The organism is Zobellia uliginosa, assembly GCF_018860745.1.
GTDB classification, from domain to species: Bacteria; Bacteroidota; Bacteroidia; order Flavobacteriales; family Flavobacteriaceae; genus Zobellia; species Zobellia uliginosa_B.
In genome coordinates this window covers 645,812-665,715 of the sequence record NZ_JAHKPY010000014.1, presented here as the reverse complement: position 1 = coordinate 665,715, position 19,904 = coordinate 645,812, and the positions used below count along the sequence as shown (strand labels likewise).

General features: G+C 37.2%; 16 protein-coding genes and 1 pseudogene. 6 read left to right on the top strand and 11 right to left on the bottom strand.

The window, feature by feature from the left end; translation table 11 throughout:
* Positions 1 to 21: 21 nt before the first annotated feature.
* The gene (locus KO521_RS17750; RefSeq protein ID WP_215941243.1) at positions 22 to 1,650 is read left to right on the top strand and encodes an ArnT family glycosyltransferase; all 1,629 of its coding nucleotides are present in this window, start codon (positions 22 to 24) and stop codon (positions 1,648 to 1,650) included.
* Here KO521_RS17750 and bioD read toward each other — a convergent pair.
* The 5 genes from bioD to KO521_RS17725 form a co-directional block, all read right to left on the bottom strand.
* Positions 1,641 to 2,264: a dethiobiotin synthase gene (gene bioD / locus KO521_RS17745; RefSeq protein WP_215941242.1), complete on the bottom strand. Its 624-nt coding sequence runs from the start codon at positions 2,262 to 2,264 to the stop codon at positions 1,641 to 1,643. The two genes, KO521_RS17750 and bioD, sit on opposite strands and share 10 nt — an antisense overlap.
* A gap of 1 nt (position 2,265) precedes the next feature.
* Positions 2,266 to 2,649 (bottom strand): putative signal transducing protein, encoded by a 384-nt coding sequence (locus KO521_RS17740; protein ID WP_215941241.1) that lies wholly within the window; start codon positions 2,647 to 2,649, stop codon positions 2,266 to 2,268.
* Position 2,650: 1 nt separating this feature from the next.
* A complete protein-coding gene (locus KO521_RS17735) occupies positions 2,651 to 3,805 on the bottom strand; it encodes an aminotransferase class I/II-fold pyridoxal phosphate-dependent enzyme (RefSeq protein ID WP_215941240.1) in 1,155 nt (384 codons plus the stop codon).
* Positions 3,806 to 4,305: 500 nt separating this feature from the next.
* Positions 4,306 to 4,896 carry a hypothetical protein gene (locus KO521_RS17730; protein WP_215941239.1) on the bottom strand — a complete coding sequence of 197 codons (591 nt, stop codon included), beginning with the start codon at positions 4,894 to 4,896 and terminating at the stop codon, positions 4,306 to 4,308.
* Positions 4,897 to 4,907: 11 nt separating this feature from the next.
* Positions 4,908 to 5,495: a DUF3575 domain-containing protein gene (locus KO521_RS17725; protein WP_215941238.1), complete on the bottom strand. Its 588-nt coding sequence runs from the start codon at positions 5,493 to 5,495 to the stop codon at positions 4,908 to 4,910.
* A 151-nt stretch (positions 5,496 to 5,646) separates the two neighbouring features.
* Between KO521_RS17725 and KO521_RS17720 the strand changes: the two are divergent.
* The 5 genes and pseudogenes from KO521_RS17720 to KO521_RS17700 all read left to right on the top strand — a co-directional run bounded on the left by KO521_RS17720 (position 5,647) and on the right by KO521_RS17700 (position 9,302).
* Positions 5,647 to 7,458 (top strand): annotated as a pseudogene (locus KO521_RS17720) (M61 family metallopeptidase).
* Positions 7,434 to 7,985, top strand: a complete 552-nt coding sequence (locus tag KO521_RS17715; RefSeq protein WP_215941237.1) for a GNAT family N-acetyltransferase — start codon at positions 7,434 to 7,436, stop codon at positions 7,983 to 7,985. Before KO521_RS17720 ends, KO521_RS17715 begins: the two are co-directional and overlap by 25 nt.
* A gap of 77 nt (positions 7,986 to 8,062) precedes the next feature.
* On the top strand, positions 8,063 to 8,569 hold the full coding sequence (locus tag KO521_RS17710; protein ID WP_215941236.1) for a DUF2975 domain-containing protein: 507 nt from the start codon (positions 8,063 to 8,065) through the stop codon (positions 8,567 to 8,569).
* 11 nt (positions 8,570 to 8,580) lie between these two features.
* Entirely contained in the window at positions 8,581 to 9,093 is a 513-nt protein-coding gene (locus KO521_RS17705) for a DUF2975 domain-containing protein (protein ID WP_215941235.1), read from the top strand.
* Positions 9,094 to 9,095: 2 nt separating this feature from the next.
* Positions 9,096 to 9,302 (top strand): helix-turn-helix domain-containing protein, encoded by a 207-nt coding sequence (locus KO521_RS17700; RefSeq protein WP_194525646.1) that lies wholly within the window; start codon positions 9,096 to 9,098, stop codon positions 9,300 to 9,302.
* Positions 9,303 to 9,357: 55 nt separating this feature from the next.
* Here KO521_RS17700 and KO521_RS17695 read toward each other — a convergent pair whose 3' ends face one another.
* The 6 genes from KO521_RS17695 to KO521_RS17670 form a co-directional block, all read right to left on the bottom strand.
* Positions 9,358 to 9,636 (bottom strand): F0F1 ATP synthase subunit epsilon, encoded by a 279-nt coding sequence (locus KO521_RS17695; protein ID WP_194525645.1) that lies wholly within the window; start codon positions 9,634 to 9,636, stop codon positions 9,358 to 9,360.
* 70 nt (positions 9,637 to 9,706) lie between these two features.
* Positions 9,707 to 11,215 carry a F0F1 ATP synthase subunit beta gene (gene atpD / locus KO521_RS17690; protein ID WP_215941234.1) on the bottom strand — a complete coding sequence of 503 codons (1,509 nt, stop codon included), beginning with the start codon at positions 11,213 to 11,215 and terminating at the stop codon, positions 9,707 to 9,709.
* A 183-nt stretch (positions 11,216 to 11,398) separates the two neighbouring features.
* Complete coding sequence (locus KO521_RS17685) at positions 11,399 to 13,024, bottom strand: G-D-S-L family lipolytic protein (RefSeq protein ID WP_215941233.1); 1,626 nt, start codon at positions 13,022 to 13,024, stop codon at positions 11,399 to 11,401.
* A gap of 21 nt (positions 13,025 to 13,045) precedes the next feature.
* Complete coding sequence (locus KO521_RS17680) at positions 13,046 to 15,829, bottom strand: TonB-dependent receptor (protein ID WP_215941232.1); 2,784 nt, start codon at positions 15,827 to 15,829, stop codon at positions 13,046 to 13,048.
* Between the two features lie 193 nt (positions 15,830 to 16,022).
* The gene (gene glmS / locus KO521_RS17675; protein ID WP_215941231.1) at positions 16,023 to 17,870 is read right to left on the bottom strand and encodes a glutamine--fructose-6-phosphate transaminase (isomerizing); all 1,848 of its coding nucleotides are present in this window, start codon (positions 17,868 to 17,870) and stop codon (positions 16,023 to 16,025) included.
* 190 nt (positions 17,871 to 18,060) lie between these two features.
* Positions 18,061 to 19,899: a DUF4270 domain-containing protein gene (locus tag KO521_RS17670; protein WP_215941230.1), complete on the bottom strand. Its 1,839-nt coding sequence runs from the start codon at positions 19,897 to 19,899 to the stop codon at positions 18,061 to 18,063.
* Between the last annotated feature and the right edge of the window lie 5 nt (positions 19,900 to 19,904).

The window sequence follows — 19,904 nt, the reverse complement described above, 5'->3', positions numbered from 1 at the left end:
ATTCAGAAAAGTCTAAGAAACATGAAGTTTTTTAATGCCGGATTTTTACAACCGACCAATACCAAAAATATATATTGGCTATCGTTTTTAATTTTTATACTATACACGATATCCCTCTTTTACAATTTATATCTTGCACCCCTATATTCGGAAGAACCGCGGCGTGCTTTAGTGGCTCTTGAAATGTTGATAAACAATAATTTTATAGTTACCACTATACTTAATGAAACCTTCTACGACCACCCACCTCTTTGGAATATTGTCCTTGCCGGAAGTATAAAACTCTTTGGTTATAATACTTTCGCCCTTCGTTTTCCTTCTGCCTTTTCGTTTCTGCTTACGGGAATTGCTGCCTTCTACATGGGAAGAAAATATATTGGAACTAAATTTGGGTTGCTAAGCGCACTCTATTATTTAGTATGTGCAGACCTTTATTTTTACTTTAGCCTAACTGCGGAAATTGATATTTTCTATTCCCTTTTAGTTGTTTTATGCATTTTCAGCATTTTTCACTTTTACCAGCAAAAGCGGTTTTACCGGTTATTTGGGTTTGCCTATTTTTTCATAACACTTGCCTTTTTAACCAAGGGATTTGCCTCTTTTGCATTTATTATAATTACACTGGGTGTTTATCTTTTGTACAAAAGAGACCTAAAACGCCTATTTTCTTGGCCACATATATTTAGTGCCGCCTTATCTGCAGCTACTGTTTATTTCTATTTTTATATCTATGGAAGTTATGAGGATTTAGGAAAGTATATATCTGAAATGTGGGGATTAACACACCAACGAACCTTATTAAGTGACCGTTTTAGTGGAATTATAAAACACCTTTTATTTTACCCTCTAAATTTTATCGCGGTCATTTTTCCCGCAACTTTATTTTTGCTGTTTATTTGGAAAAAAGAACAGATACGCAGCGTTAAAACGCAACCCTATTTGGTCTTTCTGGTCATAACCTTTATTGCTAATTTTTTAGTGTATTGGATTTCTCCTGGAGCAAGAATGCGTTACACCTACATGTTTTTTCCCATGGTGATAACCGTACTCACTTACCCATTGTTCCTTCAAATAGAAGATAATAACTGGAAACATAAGACGTATCACACGTTTTTTAAGGTGATAATGACCATAGCAGCGCTAGCTTGTTTTGTAATCCCGTTCATTAGCTTTTTCTCAATCTTGCCTCACTTAAAATTTACCATGCCCCTTTTTGGCCTGTTGCTAATTACGGTACTGATTTTTCACCATAAAACTATTGGATATCCGAGGCATTTATTTGTAATTGCTTTTATTGTGGTTTGCAGATTGGCTTTTGACCATGTTGCCCTTCCATTAAAGGCATTGACTTCTTCTAGTGCTCCAAATGAAACATATGCCGATGACATTCATAAGATTGTTGGAGACGAGGCACCTTTGTATCTATTTACACAGGAAAGTTTACGCAGACACATTCAAACACCCTTTAAATTCTACGAAACGGCGTCATTTTTAGAAATGTCCAGAAAAAAAGTAATTTCTAGAACCAACCAATGCGAATTACCCGGTTACTACATTTTTAACCGCCAGGACCTAGAGGGCAGGAAACCATTATATGAATTCACGATAAGTAAAGTAGACCTAGTCTTGGTAAGAATTAATCAAGATTGAAGCGTTCTTAGTATAGGCGCAAATTTTGCGGCATATTTCTTAATAACGGCTTTGTCAAAAACGGCTTCTTCATCTATACGACCAATTGAAGACACTTTGGTTTTGTGAAGAATAATACTTTCAGTTTCGGGATTTTCCTTTCCACTGAACAATACAGATACATCGTATCCCTTCTGTTGCAACCAACCAATAGTTAGGAGTGTGTGATTAATGCTTCCTAAATAGTGTCTAGATACCACTACTACATGATAGGTTGGCATAATGATATCCAAAACCGTATCATCATTACTCAAAGGCACTAAAATACCGCCCGCACCTTCTATAACCAAAGCATTATCCGTTTCCGGCTCAATAATTTCAAGTCGGTCTATTTTAACACCATCTCTTTCTGCCGCGGCATGCGGACTCATAGGAGTCTTTAGCTCATAGCTGCTTTTATGTATGACCGTCGTATCATTAGAAATTAAGGATTTTACCTTATCACTATCCGTATTATCTAAATCACCAGCTTGAACCGGCTTCCAATAATCCGCTTCTAGGGCTTCTGTTATAATTGCGGAAGCTATTGTTTTACCTACTTCAGTTGATATTCCTGTCACAAAAATTTGCTGCATTCTATTGAGGTTTTGTTATCATGTTACAATGTAGGCATTTGTATTTTTTTTCTTCAAAAAAAGGGAAAAGTTTATATAAAATTCCTTTTCTGTTATAATACACCTCCGATTTTTGCATTTTACAGTTAGGGCATATAATTAAATTTCCATCGTCGTCCTGGGCATACGCCCTGATTTCGTTATAAATATCAATGGCCTTTTGTTTATCTTCCGTATACACCTGCAACTTAACGCCTCCGATGGCATTACTGATCATTGGGTCTGAGTTTAATGTATGTTCATCTCTTAAAAATACAGGAATACCCTCAGACTCCAACTTGCCCTTTAATATCTGTACATCCGCGGGATAATCAAAAGAAGCCACTGTGTGAAATTTATCTTCCATATTACATAAAATCGGCTATAACTTTTAGCAAATTATCAATTTCCTTTTCAGTATTAAAACTATGAAGACAAACACGTAATCTTTCCCGACCTTCAGGTACAGTGGGAGATTGAATAGGCCTTACATCATACCCTTTTTCTTGAATGACTTTGGCAATATCGCGAATTTTATCATTACCTGAAATGATACAACAATGAATAGCAGAATTACTGGGGATAAACTTTGAGTTTAAATTAAAATTCTCTAATTTTTGATTGAAATACGTAATATTATGTTTTAGTGCTACCACCTCATCAACCCGATTTTGAAGATGGTCATATGCTGATAAAACCGAGGCTACAGCATGCGGCGAAAGCCCCGTGGTATAAATAAAACTACGGGCAAAATTTACTAGATAAGACTTTAGCGAAGTACTGCTCAAAATTGCAGCACCATGACATCCCATACCTTTGCCAAAAGTTACGATTCGGGCAAAAACCTCTTCATGCAAATTTAGTTCTTGGAGCAAACCTTCACCCTGCTTTCCAAAAACTCCTAGGGCGTGAGCTTCATCAACTATAAACCGACAATTATAATCTTTACATATTTTAGCAAATGCACTTAAGTCAGGTACATCTCCATCCATGGAAAAAACAGATTCAGTGACCACATAGATTTCAACATCAGCCAAGTTTTTGTTTCGCTCAACCTCACATTTATGAACTAAATCTTTAAGGTTGTTATGCTTGTACTTATAGCTCTTGGCATTCCCCATTTGGATACCATCGCGAATACTAGCGTGAATATATTCATCATATAGAACAACATCTCCTCGTTGCGGTACCGAGCTAAAAAAACCAAGATTGGCATCATATCCAGAATTGAAGACCAATGCGTCTTCCGTACGATGAAATTTGGCCAGCATCTCTTCCAGTTCGTTGTAAAGAGAATGGTTGCCCGTTATCAATCTAGATCCGGTAGCACCATTTACAATGTGTCCCGTTTGCTTCACTATTTTACTGGCCATATCGAATAATGTAGACTTTTGGGCCAAGCCTAAGTAATCATTAGAAGAAAAGTCTACTCGCTTTTCATAAGGGCTTGGAATACTGCGCATGGAATTTTGCCCATTTCTAAGCTCTAATTTCTGAATAAGTTTTTCGGGTAGCTGTACCATAAACCAAATGTAAGCTGTTTCATCAAAACAAACACATACTTGATTAGTACAACATACCTGCGTTAAAGTATTTGATCTCTAGTCCTAGCTGTTGCGAAAAATGGGTGTGCGCTCCAAAATAAACTGACCCTTAACATATGTAGCAGCTAATTTATTCCCTAAGAGATAAGTTGTAAAATCTCCTTCCAAGTTTTGTTATAGTAGATTTTATCATTTTTAGCTTGAGCCGAGCCTATTGATATCAGTCCCAATAGAAGCCAAACGAATGTTTTAAAAATTGAGTCATATTATGATTTTTATTGACAACAAAGGTAAAACCATGTGCGCTAGGACACCCCATGTAATTAGGGGTTTTGTCTAAACGGAAAGATTATGATTATATGATCCTGAACAATAACTGGGTTTGTTATATAAATTGTAAAACCGAAAAGTTTATAAAACAGGAAGCAAACGAACCTTCAATTGAATTCGTTAAATATACTTATAAGGAAAAGAAAACATTACTGCTGTTCTACTACCTTAAATTCTTTATAAGCAGCATTAGGACTTGTAAAACGGTGCCTTATATCTAAATCAACACTCTCTTTGTTATTGTAATCAAACCCATTTCTGAAATAGACAAAAGATAAGTCCAACTGGAAAGACCCAATTTCCTGTAAAACTACTCCGACCCTTGACTCATATGCATCTTCTGCTTCATTCAATTTGGCAACCGTAACGTAATCATTGTAAAAAAAGTAATCCGTAGGACTTTCTCCTGAAGTAATAATGTATTCAGGGTCTATTGAAACGTTCACATAAGTATTGGAAAAATCAGAGAATTTTTTAACATTAAAAGAATAAGCAAACTGATTGTCTTTTGTAGTTTCAAATAAATCCAAGAGTTCATTGTACCCTTCTTCTTTAATATACCGGCTAAATTTTTGCGAAAAGAAAATGGTATCTCCAACTACATACTCGGTTTGGTCATCAAAGACAAATACATCCTCTACTTGTAGGTCTATATAGTTTATCGCAGAATCGTCATCATTAGAAAAACAGCCTGCCATGAGTAGGCTTAAAAGGAAGCAACCAATATATGTATATCTCATAATCACAAGTTTTAAAACCTATATCCTATTTTTATTCCTGTGCGCACTAAGGCAACATTTAAAAAAAAGAAATTAGTGCTAAAATTGGTTCGTATACCCAATTGTCCTTCTACAACCAATCTGTTCTTCATAAATAAAAACCGATACCCATATCCCGTTCCCAAACCACCAACAATGTAGTTTTCGGAGCCAATAACATACACGCCGTAGCCTTGATCATTAACGTTGCGTACATACCCACCGGTTTGTTCAACTTGGGATATGGAACCAAAGACTTCAAAAAAGTGGCCGTTGGTTTGAGTGCTGTTCAAATAGAACCGTACAAAAGGCATTATCTCAAAATTTGTGGTACGATCGTAATAGCCTGATGATTCTGTATCAAAATCTCCAAAATCATCTCCATAAATTGCACCGGACAAACCTACTGCCCACTTATTAGCAATTGTTCGCTCATAAGTTAAATCAAAACTACCAGTAAAAGGCAGTAATAAATTTGTAGAAATCTGATTTTTATATTGAGGTACATCTGCACCTTCTTGGGCAAAGCACAACATAATAGAACTTGAGAACAGCAGAACTATACAATATGTTTGTTTCATTATGCCAATTTGATTATTAATCAGATACTTATCCTGACAAAAGGTTGCGCTATTATGTTTTGTAATATAAATCTTTCTTTTATGCGTAGTAAAATCAAATGTAGGCTATACTCGCTATAATTGGTATATTAGACACATTAAATCTACGTTAATGAAATTCACTTTTACCTTCCTTTTATGCTGTGCCGGAAGCATTCTTTTTGCTCAAACCAACCATTATGATATTTCTTTTGAAAACGCCGTTCACCATGAGGCGGTAGTAAATGGTACTTTTCCAGATTTGAAAGCGGATACGGTTGCTTTTAGAATGAGCCGTTCTTCCCCCGGCCGTTATGCGTTGCATGAATTTGCTAAGAACGTTTACAGTTTTAAAGCCACGGACGGTAAAGGAAAAATTTTAGAAGTATTACGCCCAGACCCGTACCAGTGGCAAGTGGTTGGTCACGATGGTACTATTACCATTAATTACACACTTTTTGCTAACCGAGGAGGAGGCACCTATTCTCAAGTAGATGAAACGCATGCCCACCTAAATATACCTGCGACATTTATGTACGCTCCTGCCCTGAGCGATAGAAAAATTGAAGTTGATTTTAAGGTTAGAAAAGATTTGAAGTGGAAGGTAGCCACTCAACTTCCTTTGGTTTCTGGAACCACATATTCTGCGCCTAACCTTTATTATTTTATGGATAGCCCTACTGAAATAAGTAATCATTCGGTTCGTGAATTTGAGGTTGAGGACAACGGAAAGAAACAAAAAATACGTTTTGTTCTGCACCATAACGGCACGGACGAAGAACTAGATGCCTATTTCGAAAATGTAAAGAAAACCGTTCTAGCTGAAAAGGAAGTATATGGTGAACTTCCTGAATTTGATTATGGTATTTATACTTTCTTAGCCTGCTATATGCCCAATGCTTCCGGTGATGGCATGGAGCATCGTAACTCTACTATTCTCACTAGCACACGTAGTTTGGCAAATGGAGGCATGGAAGGTAATATCGGAACCGTTTCCCATGAGTTTTTTCATGCTTGAAACGTTGAGCGTATCCGCCCAAAATCATTAGAACCTTTTAATTTTGAAGAAGCGAATATGAGCGGTGCCTTGTGGTTCGCAGAAGGCTTTACCAGTTATTACACCAATCTAATTCTATGTAGAGCCGGAATTATTACTCCAAAGAAGTACGTAGAAGGCATTTCAGGTACTTTTAACTATGTTTGGAACTCACCTGCACTTCGGTATTTTAACCCTATAGAAATGAGTTATCAAGCTCCTTTTGTGGATGCTGCCACTTCCGTAGACCCAGTAAACAGAGAGAATACTTTTATTTCTTATTATTCTTACGGAAGTGTACTTGGTCTAGCTTTGGATTTATCGCTGCGCGAGGAAAAACTGAACCTAGATGATTATATGAAACTGGTCTGGGAAAAATACGGAAAAACCGAAAAACCCTACACCCTAGAAAACCTTCAACAAACACTAGCCGAATATGCAGGGAAAGAATTTGCGAACACTTTCTTCAATAAATACATATTTAAAAGTGAAATGCCAGATTACAGTGCTCTTTTACATTCTGTTGGAGTCCTATTGAAACAAGATATGGAAGCACCTTATTTTGGAGTAGCTGTTTCATTAGATGGCGATGGTCATGGCAAAATCCAATCCAATCCTAAAATGGGAACTCCAGCTTACCAAGCTGGATTGGATAAAGGAGATATAATCACGGGTATTAACGGTAAAGGTTTTCCTGACGGACAGCAATTCAGCACATATATTCAGAAACTAAAAGTTGGGGATACACTGAAAATTACCTTTAAACGCTTCGGGTTTGAAAAACAAACTACGCTTGTTTTGGAAAGTAATCCTGATTACAGTCTTTTCCTTGCAGAAAAAGAGGGTTTAAAACCATCTAAAAAACAGTTGAGAAGTAGACAAGAATGGCTAAAAACGAAAAAAAAGTGATACGCTACGCCACTGCAACATCCGAGGATGAATTGCAACAAATACTATCACTTCAGCGTGCAAATCTACCTACTTCCGTTTCACCCAAAGAAAGGGAAAAAGAAGGTTTTGTTACCGTAGTTCATGATTTAGACGTACTTACTAGAATGAATGATGCATGCCCTCATATCATTGCAAAAGATGATGACAAAGTTGTAGGCTACGCCCTGTCTATGACCGATGGTTTTAAAGATGAAATTTCAGTTCTAAGACCAATGTTTACAGAACTAGAAAATGTAAACATTCAAAATTTTATTACTATGGGGCAAATATGCGTTGCCAAAACCCATAGAAAACAGGGTGTTTTTCGCGGACTTTATAACGCCATGAAAAAAGCCTCCTACCCAAAATACGACGCCATCATCACGGAAGTAGATGCCACTAACAGCAGATCATTAGGCGCCCATTATGCCGTTGGTTTTGAGAATGTATGCACTTATCATTCCTTAAGTCAAGATTGGGAATTGATTTCTTTGAAGACATCATAATCCAATATATTTTAATCTACAATTATTGTTTTTCGATAATTTTTATATATTTGTTATTGTTAAACAATAATTATATTATGAAAAACTATACTAAAGCATTTAAGTTCTTTGTTAACTTATTAATATTTACGGTAATTATTTCAATTTTAGAAAAGGGCGGATCATTACTAAAATATTTAAACTCTGCGTCAACTATAATATCATCTAATTCTGACCTAATTCTTGTAATATTCAATCTGATATTATTAAGTTATGCACTTTGGCTTCTAATAAAATTCAGAAAAACCATTTATACCTTACATACAGATTCTGTTTTTTCCGCAAAAAACGGCTTCAGCTTTACATCTATCGGTAGAGGTTTAATATTTTACTCAGCCGGTGGATTTATTATAAGAGTTTTTGAGAATATTCTAAACAAACCTGCAATTAAAGGGGAATCTGTCGCTTATAATTTAGGAAGAGATTTTGGTGCTGCCCTGAGTGATAGAATACCAATTTTAGTAATTGCATTTTTTCTTTTGATTGTTGCCCAATTAATTAAAGAGGGCTATGATATAAAACAAGAAAACGACCTAACTATATAAAAAAGAATAAAATGAAAATATTCGGTCCAAAATCACTTTCAGCATTCTTCTATTATATATTTAGAAGTATTTCAATTGCACTCTTAGCTTTTCTCACCTATATGGAATTTGCTTTTATTACCAATAGATTTACCGTTAAGGATAGTAGATTTGATATGCAAATTCCCCTAACAGGAAGTTCTGTACAAGGCGATTATCAGTTTAGTGACATACTAACCATTACCCTAACCTTAATTTTTGGAATTCTACTTCTCTATTTACTTTCTAATATTTTCAAAGCCCTTAAAAAAACAGTCATATTTAATAAAGGTATTGTCAAAAATTTGAAACTTTTAACCGTCCTAAATTTAATTGTTGGTCCTATTCTATACTTTCTTATCCATTATCCTATAATGCATAAGACGGAATTTAGAAATGTTCACAATCTTATATTATTGGTCATCTTTGAGATGATTTCCTTGTTTCTAACATACGTATTTCAAAAAGGTTATACTGTACAATCTGAAAACGACCTAACCATATAACTATGAGCATCGTCGTTAACTTAAATACTGTATTAGCAGACCGTAATCTAAAAAGTAAAGAACTCGCAGAAATGATAGGTATAACAGAAGCCAATCTATCTATTCTAAAGTCAGGCAAAGCTAAAGCTATACGGTTTTCAACTCTTGAAGCAATTTGTAAGGCGTTAGATTGTCAACCGGCAGATATTCTTTCTTATGAAATAGAATAAAAAAAGGCTACACTTTTAGGTGTAGCCTTTATAATTTATAATAAAAATGTACTATTTAATCGGCCAATACAATTACCCGATTATCACTCATTTCAACAGTTCCGCTAGCAATGGGAAGTATTACCTTTCCGCTAGCATCTTTTGAGAACTTAGAAGCGTACGCTTCATCTATTTTTATATTGCCATCAACACGAACATTACCTTCTTGAAGCAAAGAAACTATAGCGGCATGACCGTTCAAAATCTGAAACTCGCCATTCACACCTGGTACAGTTACCGATGTTACTTCGCCTGAAAATAAAGTGGCTTCTGGTGATACAATTTCTAAATACATATTCTTAGTATTAAGTAGTTAGTCCAAAGTAAAAAGTACTTAATACTTATTACTCAATTCTTGGTACTAATTAAGCTTCAGCTAACATTTTCTCTCCCGCTTCTATTGCTTCTTCAATAGTTCCTTTAAGGTTAAAGGCAGATTCTGGTAGGTGATCTAACTCCCCGTCCATAATCATATTAAATCCTTTTATAGTTTCTTTAATATCAACCAACACCCCTTTAAGACCTGTAAATTGTTCCGCTACGTGAAAAGGTTGTGAAAGGAAACGTTGTACACGTCTTGCACGACCTACTGCAGACTTATCTTCTTCAGAAAGTTCTTCCATACCCAGAATAGCAATAATATCTTGCAATTCCTTATAACGTTGTAACAACTCTTTTACACGTTGTGCACAGTTATAATGGTCATTTCCTAAAATATCTGCTGTTAAGATACGAGAAGTAGAATCCAACGGATCCACCGCAGGATAAATACCTAGCTCGGCAATCTTACGAGAAAGTACCGTTGTAGCATCCAAGTGAGCAAAGGTTGTTGCTGGAGCTGGATCCGTTAAATCATCCGCAGGAACGTAAACCGCCTGTACAGATGTAATAGAACCTCTTTTAGTTGATGTGATACGCTCTTGCATAGCACCCATCTCTGTTGCCAAAGTTGGTTGATACCCTACCGCAGATGGCATACGACCTAAAAGAGCCGAAACCTCTGAACCTGCTTGAGTAAAACGGAAAATATTATCTACAAAGAAAAGCACATCTTTACCTTGACCTTCTCCTGCACCATCACGGAAATACTCAGCAATTGTCAAACCTGACAATGCCACACGAGCACGTGCTCCTGGTGGTTCGTTCATTTGACCAAAAACGAAAGTCGCTTTTGAGTCTTTCATAGCTGCTTTATCAACCTTGGTAAGATCCCATCCGCCTTCTTCCATAGAATGCATGAAATCATCACCGTATTTGATAATACCAGATTCCAACATCTCACGAAGTAAATCGTTTCCTTCACGAGTACGTTCACCAACACCGGCAAATACAGAAAGACCACCGTGACCCTTAGCAATGTTGTTAATTAACTCCTGAATCAAAACGGTCTTACCAACACCTGCACCACCAAATAATCCAATTTTACCACCTTTTGCATAAGGTTCAATAAGGTCAATTACCTTAATACCGGTAAAAAGAACCTCGGTAGAGGTAGAAAGATCTTCAAATCTTGGAGCCTCTCTGTGAATTGGCAAACCATCTTTACCTGATTTTGGCAACTCGCCCAAACCATCAATAGCATCACCGATTACGTTGAAAAGACGACCATAAACATCATCTCCAACTGGCATTTGAATTGCGCTACCTGTCGAAAGCACATCCGTTCCTCTACTTAGACCATCAGTAGAATCCATGGAAATTGTTCTCACTGTATTTTCACCAACGTGAGATTGTACTTCTAAAACTAGTTTAGAACCATCTTTACCAGCGATTTCAAGAGAATCGTAAATTTTTGGAAGGGCATCTCCTGATTGGAATTCCACATCGACTACCGGCCCAATAATCTGGGAAACTTTACCTGTAACTTTTGACATTACTTTATTAGTTTATGAATTCAAATTACTTACTGTATTGAAAAACACCTTAATACACCTATGTTTTTCAGGCTGCAAAGGTATGTTTTTCAACTCGAATTGTAAACTACTTTTTATTCTTTTTTCAGCACAAAAAAAGGCACCATTAAATGATGCCTTATAAAACATAGGAAAAATCTATTTCTATTGCAATGTAGGCGAGTAGTTCGTCGGATAGTTTCCGATGTTGAACAATGAGCCTGATGCTTCAAAATTGGATTGATAGGCCGCGTCGATCGCCTTCATGAATTCATTTGCCATCAAAGCATAACCTCTTGCCGTTAAGTGTACACCATCTAAAGAAAAGCCTCCACCTGTAACTAGATTAGCGGTTAAGGTAAAATCTCCATCGGTGACGCCTCCCTGAGCTAAATCTTGCAACAATTGATTTGCATCTACAAAAGCTAAACTTGCTCCGGATGCAGCAGAAGAAATGGTAGCGTTAAAAGCATCTGTAGCTATTTTAATTTCATCTTGTTCCTCTGGCGTTAACACCCATTTGTCCGCTAACGGCAAAGTAATACCCTCAACAGAAAATTGTCCGGCAACTGCAGGTGGAAGATTTGCTGCCGATAATGACGCAAAAGACTCCTCATTAACTTTACCTATAATACTACTACTCGGCAAAACCAACAAATCGTTTTCAGTTGCTGGTCTTGACTGACCGTAGGCCGTCCCCAAAAGACTAGCCACCAAAGGTGCAGCTGCCTCGGGCAAACCTAATTGCGTTACAAACGCAGGGAAAGCCGGGTTAGCATTAAAAGCACCTGTAATCTGAGCTGAGATGTCAGCTAAAGCTTCGTCCTTAATTACTACCGAATTATTCAAAGAGTCAGAGAACACTACTACACGTGCTGTTTCGCCCATGGCATTGTAAACTTGATTCAAAGCCCCATAAACTGTATTTAAAGTTGGAACCTGATCTGCAAAACCATTTTCCGCAGGGTCAATTGGGTCATGTGGAACAGTTGTAAAATGCGGAATAGATGTTACATAAGGAATGTTTGCCATTACACCTTTTGCGCCACCAGATGTTAAAGTGGTCACAAGGGTATTAATGGCTAGATCAAAAGTGGGCTGGTCCGAAATAGGATTTGTGCCATCACCACCTGAAAGGGCATAACCCAATACATCATTGTTACCGATCCACAGACTAAAAAAAGTTGGCGACTGCGCCATTGCCAACTCCAATACGCGTGCATCAGGAGTAGATCCGGTCATTCTAACAAAATAAGGGTTGGCCAGTCCGGCTGCTAAATTTGCAATATTACCATAACCAGGAGCAAGCAAATGAAAACTCTTTGCACCCGGAACACCCATATTGTTAAACGGGCCCGTAGGGTTGTTCAACGCAATATCCGTTGTTGGAACAATAGGCCCAACAACCTCTTCCAAATCAACTGGTCCGGCACCGCCAAAAACCAACCTTGGATTAAGGCCCTCTATCTGTGTTCCGCCCGCCAACAAGCCTCCGATATTATCATTCATCAAAGGTTGGGAAAAAGCACCGCCTCCGGCCAATGCAAATTTACTTGAAAGAAGATTAGGAAAGGAATTAGCTTGACCTGCCTGAAAAAGTGCATTATCCGTAAAACCTGCAGTTAACGAATTTCCTAGAGAAACATAAGTTGAAAAATCTGCAGAGCCCGCATCTAATTCAACAAGTGCCTCTGCCATTACCTCTGGCTCAAGGTCAACATCTTCAGGGTCATTACAAGCCGTAAAAGCCAAGATACCTAAAGTGATGTATATGTATTTTAAGTTTTTCATTTTGAACTTTGGATTAAAAAATTAATTATTGATTGTCCAAGATAAGTAGTACATAGACCCAATATTTCCTGTACCAAATGCTGTGTAGTACTCTTTACCTGTAAGGTTTGTACCTCCTAGTTTAAAAGAAGATTTGATACTTGGAACATTATAATTGATTTGTGCATCAACTACATGAAACTCTGGAATAACACCGTTACCAAAAGTAGCTTCCCAGAAATAATCATCACTAAATCTGTATGACACATTAAATCCGAAATTTTCAAATAACTGCTCATTTCCAAAAGATGCTTTGAACTTATGCTCCGGAGTATTAAAATTCAGCATAACATCTGGATTAGCATCGCGGTCAAAATCTAGTTTAGTAAAGGTATAACTACCTCCTAAATTGAAATTCCCAAACACTTTCATGTTAAGCCCTAAAGAAGCCCCGTACGAATTAACGTTGGCTTCCGTATTGGTATATGTGCTATATGCCTGAAAATCTCCATTAGCTATTGACGCAACTGAAAGAGCGCCATCCCCTGCTTCACCATAAAAAGGAGAAACTACAACTTCTTGAGAAATAAAGTCTTCATAACTGTTATAGTACGTACTGAAATCTATAACAAGCTTATCTATCTTACCTCTATAGCCAATTTCAAAGGATGTCACTTTTTCCGGCTTTACTAAATCTGGATTGGCAACTTCAAGGTCAGCAGGGTTTCCTGTCTGTCCTAATTGGGTTACAGATGCCGCGGAATAAGAATTGGAATAAGCTGCAGCACCAGTTTGCGTAATTTCAGAAGGCTGTCCCAAACCTTGGCCACTAGCACTTACTTGATATTCTCTTGAATAACGATCTAAATTACTTTCTGCAGAACCGACTAATATGGCCCTACCAGCATTTAAGCCAATAAATAAATCTTGAGTAGTAGGATTTCTAAATCCTGTTTGTGCAGAAGCTCTAATGTTATGATTTCTATTTAACGTATAACCCGCGGATAACCTAGGAGAGAAAAAACCATCGAAAAGCTCTGATTTGTCATATCTGATAGAACCTGTTAGTTTTAAGCTCTTATCCCCTTCAAAAGGAAGTGTTTTTTGAACTTGAGAATAGATACCAAACTCAGAATATCCAATAGGACCGTCAAAATCTGTGTAAATGGTCCCTGAAGAATTTAAGTCGTATTCTCTAAAAGAACCACCAACTTGAATTTCCGCCCAATCAATTAAATGACTAAAGTTATAGTTACCATCTGCATGGTAGTATTTTGAGGCATCTTGAAATTTAGACCCCGTAGATAAATCTGGATCAGCAACACTTCTATTAAAAGCTGCTTGAAATTCTGGTGAGCCTGGTAGATATCGTCCTGATTCTGCTTGAGCTCTAGCGGCAGCATGTGCTTGCTCATCTGTAGCTCCTCCTAAAGTAGCCTGCACATATGTTCCGGCATACTCACCAAACCAAGTATTATCATCTTTCCATGCTCTGTTAATATTGATACCTGTAAATACCATATCATAAGAGTCCCCTGATTTATCCCCTACCACATAGCCTCTCACAAAAAAGTTATCGTTTCTGATTTCAAGCTTATGCTGCTCTTGGAAGAAGCCTTTTATATTATATCTATTCGTACCTTGATAAATAGTATTACCCGTACCCACCTTACCTACGTAGGAAAGCTCTAAACTTTTACCTTCAATAGGTCTATAATATAAACCCCAGTCGGCTTTTATGCTTTCTGCATTATAATTTGTAAGATCACCTTCACTATAACCAGTTCTGCTAACTACTTCAGAAGGAACTAATGCATTTGCTCCTGAAGGCAACACACCTAAGCCTTCTAAAGTAAGTGCAACTTCTTTAATATTTGTAGAAACCTCATCCCCATAGACATTAACGCCATCATAGTTTAAATTATCCCTTGTTCCTCCCGGTGTAATCTTATCATCTTGGTTATTTGCAGCCCAGTCAGTTCCTTTTAAATATCCGAAATTAACTTTACCTGCAAATTTATTACTGAATTTATATGCCGCCCGGATACCAAAATCAGTATAAGAATTATCTCCAGCAGCTTCTTGAGAAGTTATTCCTCTTTTAATAGATACACTTATACCCTCATAATCGAACGGATTCTTGCTACGCATGAACAAAATACCGTTAAAGGCATTTGCTCCATATAAAGCGGAAGAAGCACCTGGCAACAATTCTACACTTAGTACATCTGTTTCAACCATACCCACCAAGTTACCAATAGGGAAGTTCAAAGCGGGTGTAGAGTTATCCATACCATCTACAAGTTGCATAAAACGTGTATTTGCAAAAGAAGCAAAACCTCTTGTGTTGACGGATTTAAAAGTTAAACTATTTGTATTTACATCAACTCCTTTCAAATTTTCCAATCCACCATAAAAATCGGCAGCGGTTGTATTCTTCACTTCAGAAAGGCCAATTCTCTCTACGGTAACCGGTGATTCAAAAATACGCTCAGGCGTTCTAGAAGCCGATATGACGACTTCATCTAAGAATGTTTGAGACTCATCTATTACAATGGTCAAAGTTTGATTGTTTGAGGTAACTTCCTCTGTTGTATCGGAATATCCGATACTGGTAATTCTTAACTGAAAAGGGGGGGTCTCAGAAGTTTCTAAACTAAAATTACCGTCAAAATCCGTAGTTGTGCCAATCGCTTTTCCTTCGATTACGATATTGGCGCCTGGTACGGGCTGACTGTTCTGATCTACCACTTTTCCGTTTACCGTTGTTTGCGAAAACCCGAAGCTAGTCGCTAACAGCAAGGCTAAAAACAGTATTGCTCTCATGTTAAGTTTAAGTTAAAAATGTTAGTGATCCGAAGTTACATTTTTTTTTTGACCAATAATCATAAAATGAAAAAAATTATGCATGCATAATACTTTTTTCGTAAAAAAGACCCCTTCAAATTACATATTCACTAAAACGAACAAGCCCCGACTTGCGTCGGGGCCTGTAAAAGCAATTCATATTTTGCAGCTGTTATTCCACAGTAACTGATTTTGCCAAGTTCCTAGGTTGATCCACATTACAACCACGCATTACTGCAATATGGTATGACAACAACTGCAGTGGGATAGTAGTCAATAACGGTGTGAGACTCTCTAAGGTCTCTGGAACCTCTACTACATGATCCGCAAGTTCTTTTACCTGCGTATCGCCTTCGGTTACTATAGCGATTATCTTTCCTTTTCTTGATTTGATTTCCTGAATGTTACTAACCACCTTTTCGTAATGCCCTTTCTTAGTGGCAATAACAAAAACTGGCATCTGCTCATCTATTAACGCAATAGGTCCGTGCTTCATTTCTGCCGCAGGGTAACCTTCGGCATGAATATAACTGATCTCTTTAAGTTTTAAAGCTCCTTCTAAAGCTACAGGAAAATTATAGCCCCTACCTAAATATAGGCAGTTGGTAGAATCCTTATAAACATCAGCTATGATTTCAATTAGTGCATTGCTCTCTAGAACCTTCTCTACTTTGGAAGGGATAGTTTCCAACTCAGTTAAAAATTCGTGAAATCTAGACTGAGAGAAAACACCTTTTTCTTTCGCTAACTTTAGTGCTATTAAGGTAAGAACCGTTATTTGAGTTGTAAAAGCTTTGGTTGAAGCTACTCCAATTTCGGGACCAGCATGTGTATAAGCGCCAGAATCCGTTTCTCGCGCAATGGAAGAACCTACTACATTACACACACCAAACACATACGCTCCTTTTTCTTTTGCCAACTTAATAGCCGCCAAGGTATCTGCTGTTTCACCAGATTGCGAAATAGCAATAAGCACATCTTTATCTGTAATTACAGGATTTCTATATCTAAATTCAGAAGCATATTCTACTTCTACGGGTATTCGTGCCAGGTCTTCAAATATATATTCCGCAACTAATCCTGCATGCCATGAAGTACCGCAAGCCACAATAATTATACGGTTGGCATTCATGAATTTTTCCAAATTCTCATCAATACCGGCCATTTTTATAAGGCCTTGAGCAGCACGCAATCTTCCTCTATAGGTATCTAAAATTGCTCTTGGTTGCTCATAAATCTCTTTAAGCATAAAATGATCGTAACCACCCTTTTCAATCTCCTCGATATTCATTTTCAGTTCCAGAATATTTGGGTATGCTACAGCATCATTCTTAATTTTACGTAGCTTGATTTCCTTACCTAACCTAACAATAGCCATTTCTTCATCCTGAAGATACACTGCATTATTGGTAAATTCGATAAACGGAGAAGCATCTGAAGCTATAAAAAACTCATTTTCACCAACTCCGATCGCTAATGGGCTACCTAATTTGGCAACCACTATCTCATCTGGTTTCTTTTTATCAAAAACAGCAATAGCATATGCGCCTACTACTTCATTTAAAGCTATTTGGACTGCCTTACCTAGTTTTACATCCTCAGTTTTCTGAACCTCTTCAATAAGGTTGATTAAAACCTCTGTATCTGTATCAGACTCAAAAGTGTAGCCCCTCTTGACTAATTCCTTCTTTATAGATTCGTAATTTTCGATAATTCCGTTATGGATAATTACCAAATCACCTGAATTAGAATAATGGGGATGAGAGTTAACATCATTTGGCACACCATGAGTAGCCCAACGTGTGTGACCAATACCTAATTTCCCTTCTATTGAAATGGTACTTTCTGCCTTTTTCTTTAAATCCTCTACCTTACCCTTGGTTTTAGCCAAGTTTATATCTTTTCCATCGTAAACAGCAACACCTGCACTGTCATATCCTCTATATTCAAGACGTTGTAATCCTTTTACGATAATCGGATAGGCCTCTCTATGACCTATATAACCTACTATTCCACACATACTGTATACGTTAATTTAAAAATTGGGGAAAATAATCACTTTGTCGCAAATGTACTGGAAGCTAGCCAAATACCCTTAAGACACGCTTATAAAACGAAAAATATCGTTAATTGGTATAGTAAGGCAAATCTCACCATCTACAAGTATAACTTCACGCAAAGAAAATTAGGGTAGTTGTTTTGTATAAAAATTAGTTGGTTTCGGTGTAGAAAATTTCAAGTTGTAATTTTTTATCGGCATTCGCTGCATCTACTGCACTGCCATACAGAACAGTGCCTAGTGGGGACAATGTATTTGCAACAGGCAATAGTTGCTCATCACCGTTTTCTAACATGGCACTTGAGTTAGTTGCTAAAAACAAGTTAGGGGTAGTTGTAAGCCCTAAGGTCACATTTTCGCCATCATCCAAAACGAGTCCATTGATATACGTAGTAACGTCTACAGAATATTTAATTCCTTTTCCTGCAGTAGAAGTTGTCAAAGCTCCATCATACTCCGCCAGTTGCCCGGTAGCGTCTGTGGCAGACAATGGTAAACTTGTATTAGTCTCCGTATTATATAAATATAATTTTTGTGGCTCTGCTCCTAAATTATCATCAGCTATGTAAAACACAAGATTTGCATTATTTATAATCCAGTTATTAGCCTTGATTTCTTTGATAACCGTGCTACTGTTTATCTCATCAAATAATTTTATTTCAGCAAAAGAACCTGCTCCACCTTTCAAATAGATTTTAGATGCATTTTCTTCAGTATCTAAATTGTCCATTATTTCCACAGGATACGATTCATTGATAAAAGTGTTCGCTGCGTTGCCATCAGTACTGGTAAGTTGCCCGGTAGTTGAACTAAAAGAGTCACTTAAAAAATTAAGTACCAAATCTTTTTGCTTACTCTGAGGAGAAACCACACCGTCCGTATCTGCACTATCATATTTATAAGTAACCGTTATATTAGCTGCCTTGAGATTAAATAGAAACATTAAATCCTGGCTTCCCTCTGAAAGTGTAAAATGCAAACCTCTTAGAAATTCTTTAAAATTGGTTTGACTAGAGAGTTCTGTTGAGCCCTCTTTATCTATAATATTTTCTTGAAAGAAAGCTTTATCCAACTCAACACGAATGCCAGGAGACAAGTAATTGAATTGTGTAGATTCATTAACATCCTCTGTAGTTTCATCATCTTGCTTAGCCACAGCTATCTGATCTGAACTTATGGACAAAGGATTTCCCGTAGCGCTATCATAAATAGTCTCGCCAAAAAAATTGGAGGCTAGATCTTGATTAGAATAATACTCCTGTGCCTCCTGAAAGTTAGCATTAGGGTCCAAATCACGCATAAAGAATGTAGACCTTTGAACTTTTAAATTAAAGGTCAGATTTTCATCAGTTGCCTTGTCATATAGTCTACTATTGGTATAAATACTGTCTAAATCAAAAGTTTTAGCAAATTGGTTAGCCACAAACCCAGCATCATCTGAGTCATCAGTTTCATCAAGCGGATTTGAGCCTCTTGTGTTTTCCTGAGCATCTGTAAGACCCCCTCCATCAGTATCACTGTTCGGATCCAATGGTTTATCATCCAACTCATCAATAAGTCCATCCCCATCTGCATCTCCAGTTGGATTTGTCAAAAATGGTATGTAAAGATAAACAGATTCTACGGTTTCGTTTTCAGGAATTTGGGCAGCTACATCAGCATTCTCTGTCTCCTCTTGCTCTTGAGAATATGATCCAAAAGTAGGATTATCACTAGGCAATAAAACTTGAGTTGTTACTTTCGCCTCTGTTCTTCCGTAAAGAGGGTCTTCATAAACCCCTAGCTGATAAATAGGTAATTTATTTGTTGCAACTGCTTTTATCTTCTTATTGTAAGCAAAAACATCAAACACAGCCTTATCATTCTTGAACGGCTCTCCGCCTACTACACCTGAGCCTACGGTTGTTAAATCTTCTTCACAAGATGTAAAGATGGTAGCAAATATTAGTACTGCAAGAGCAGGGAGCTTCAATCTGTTCAAAAAAATCATTCGGG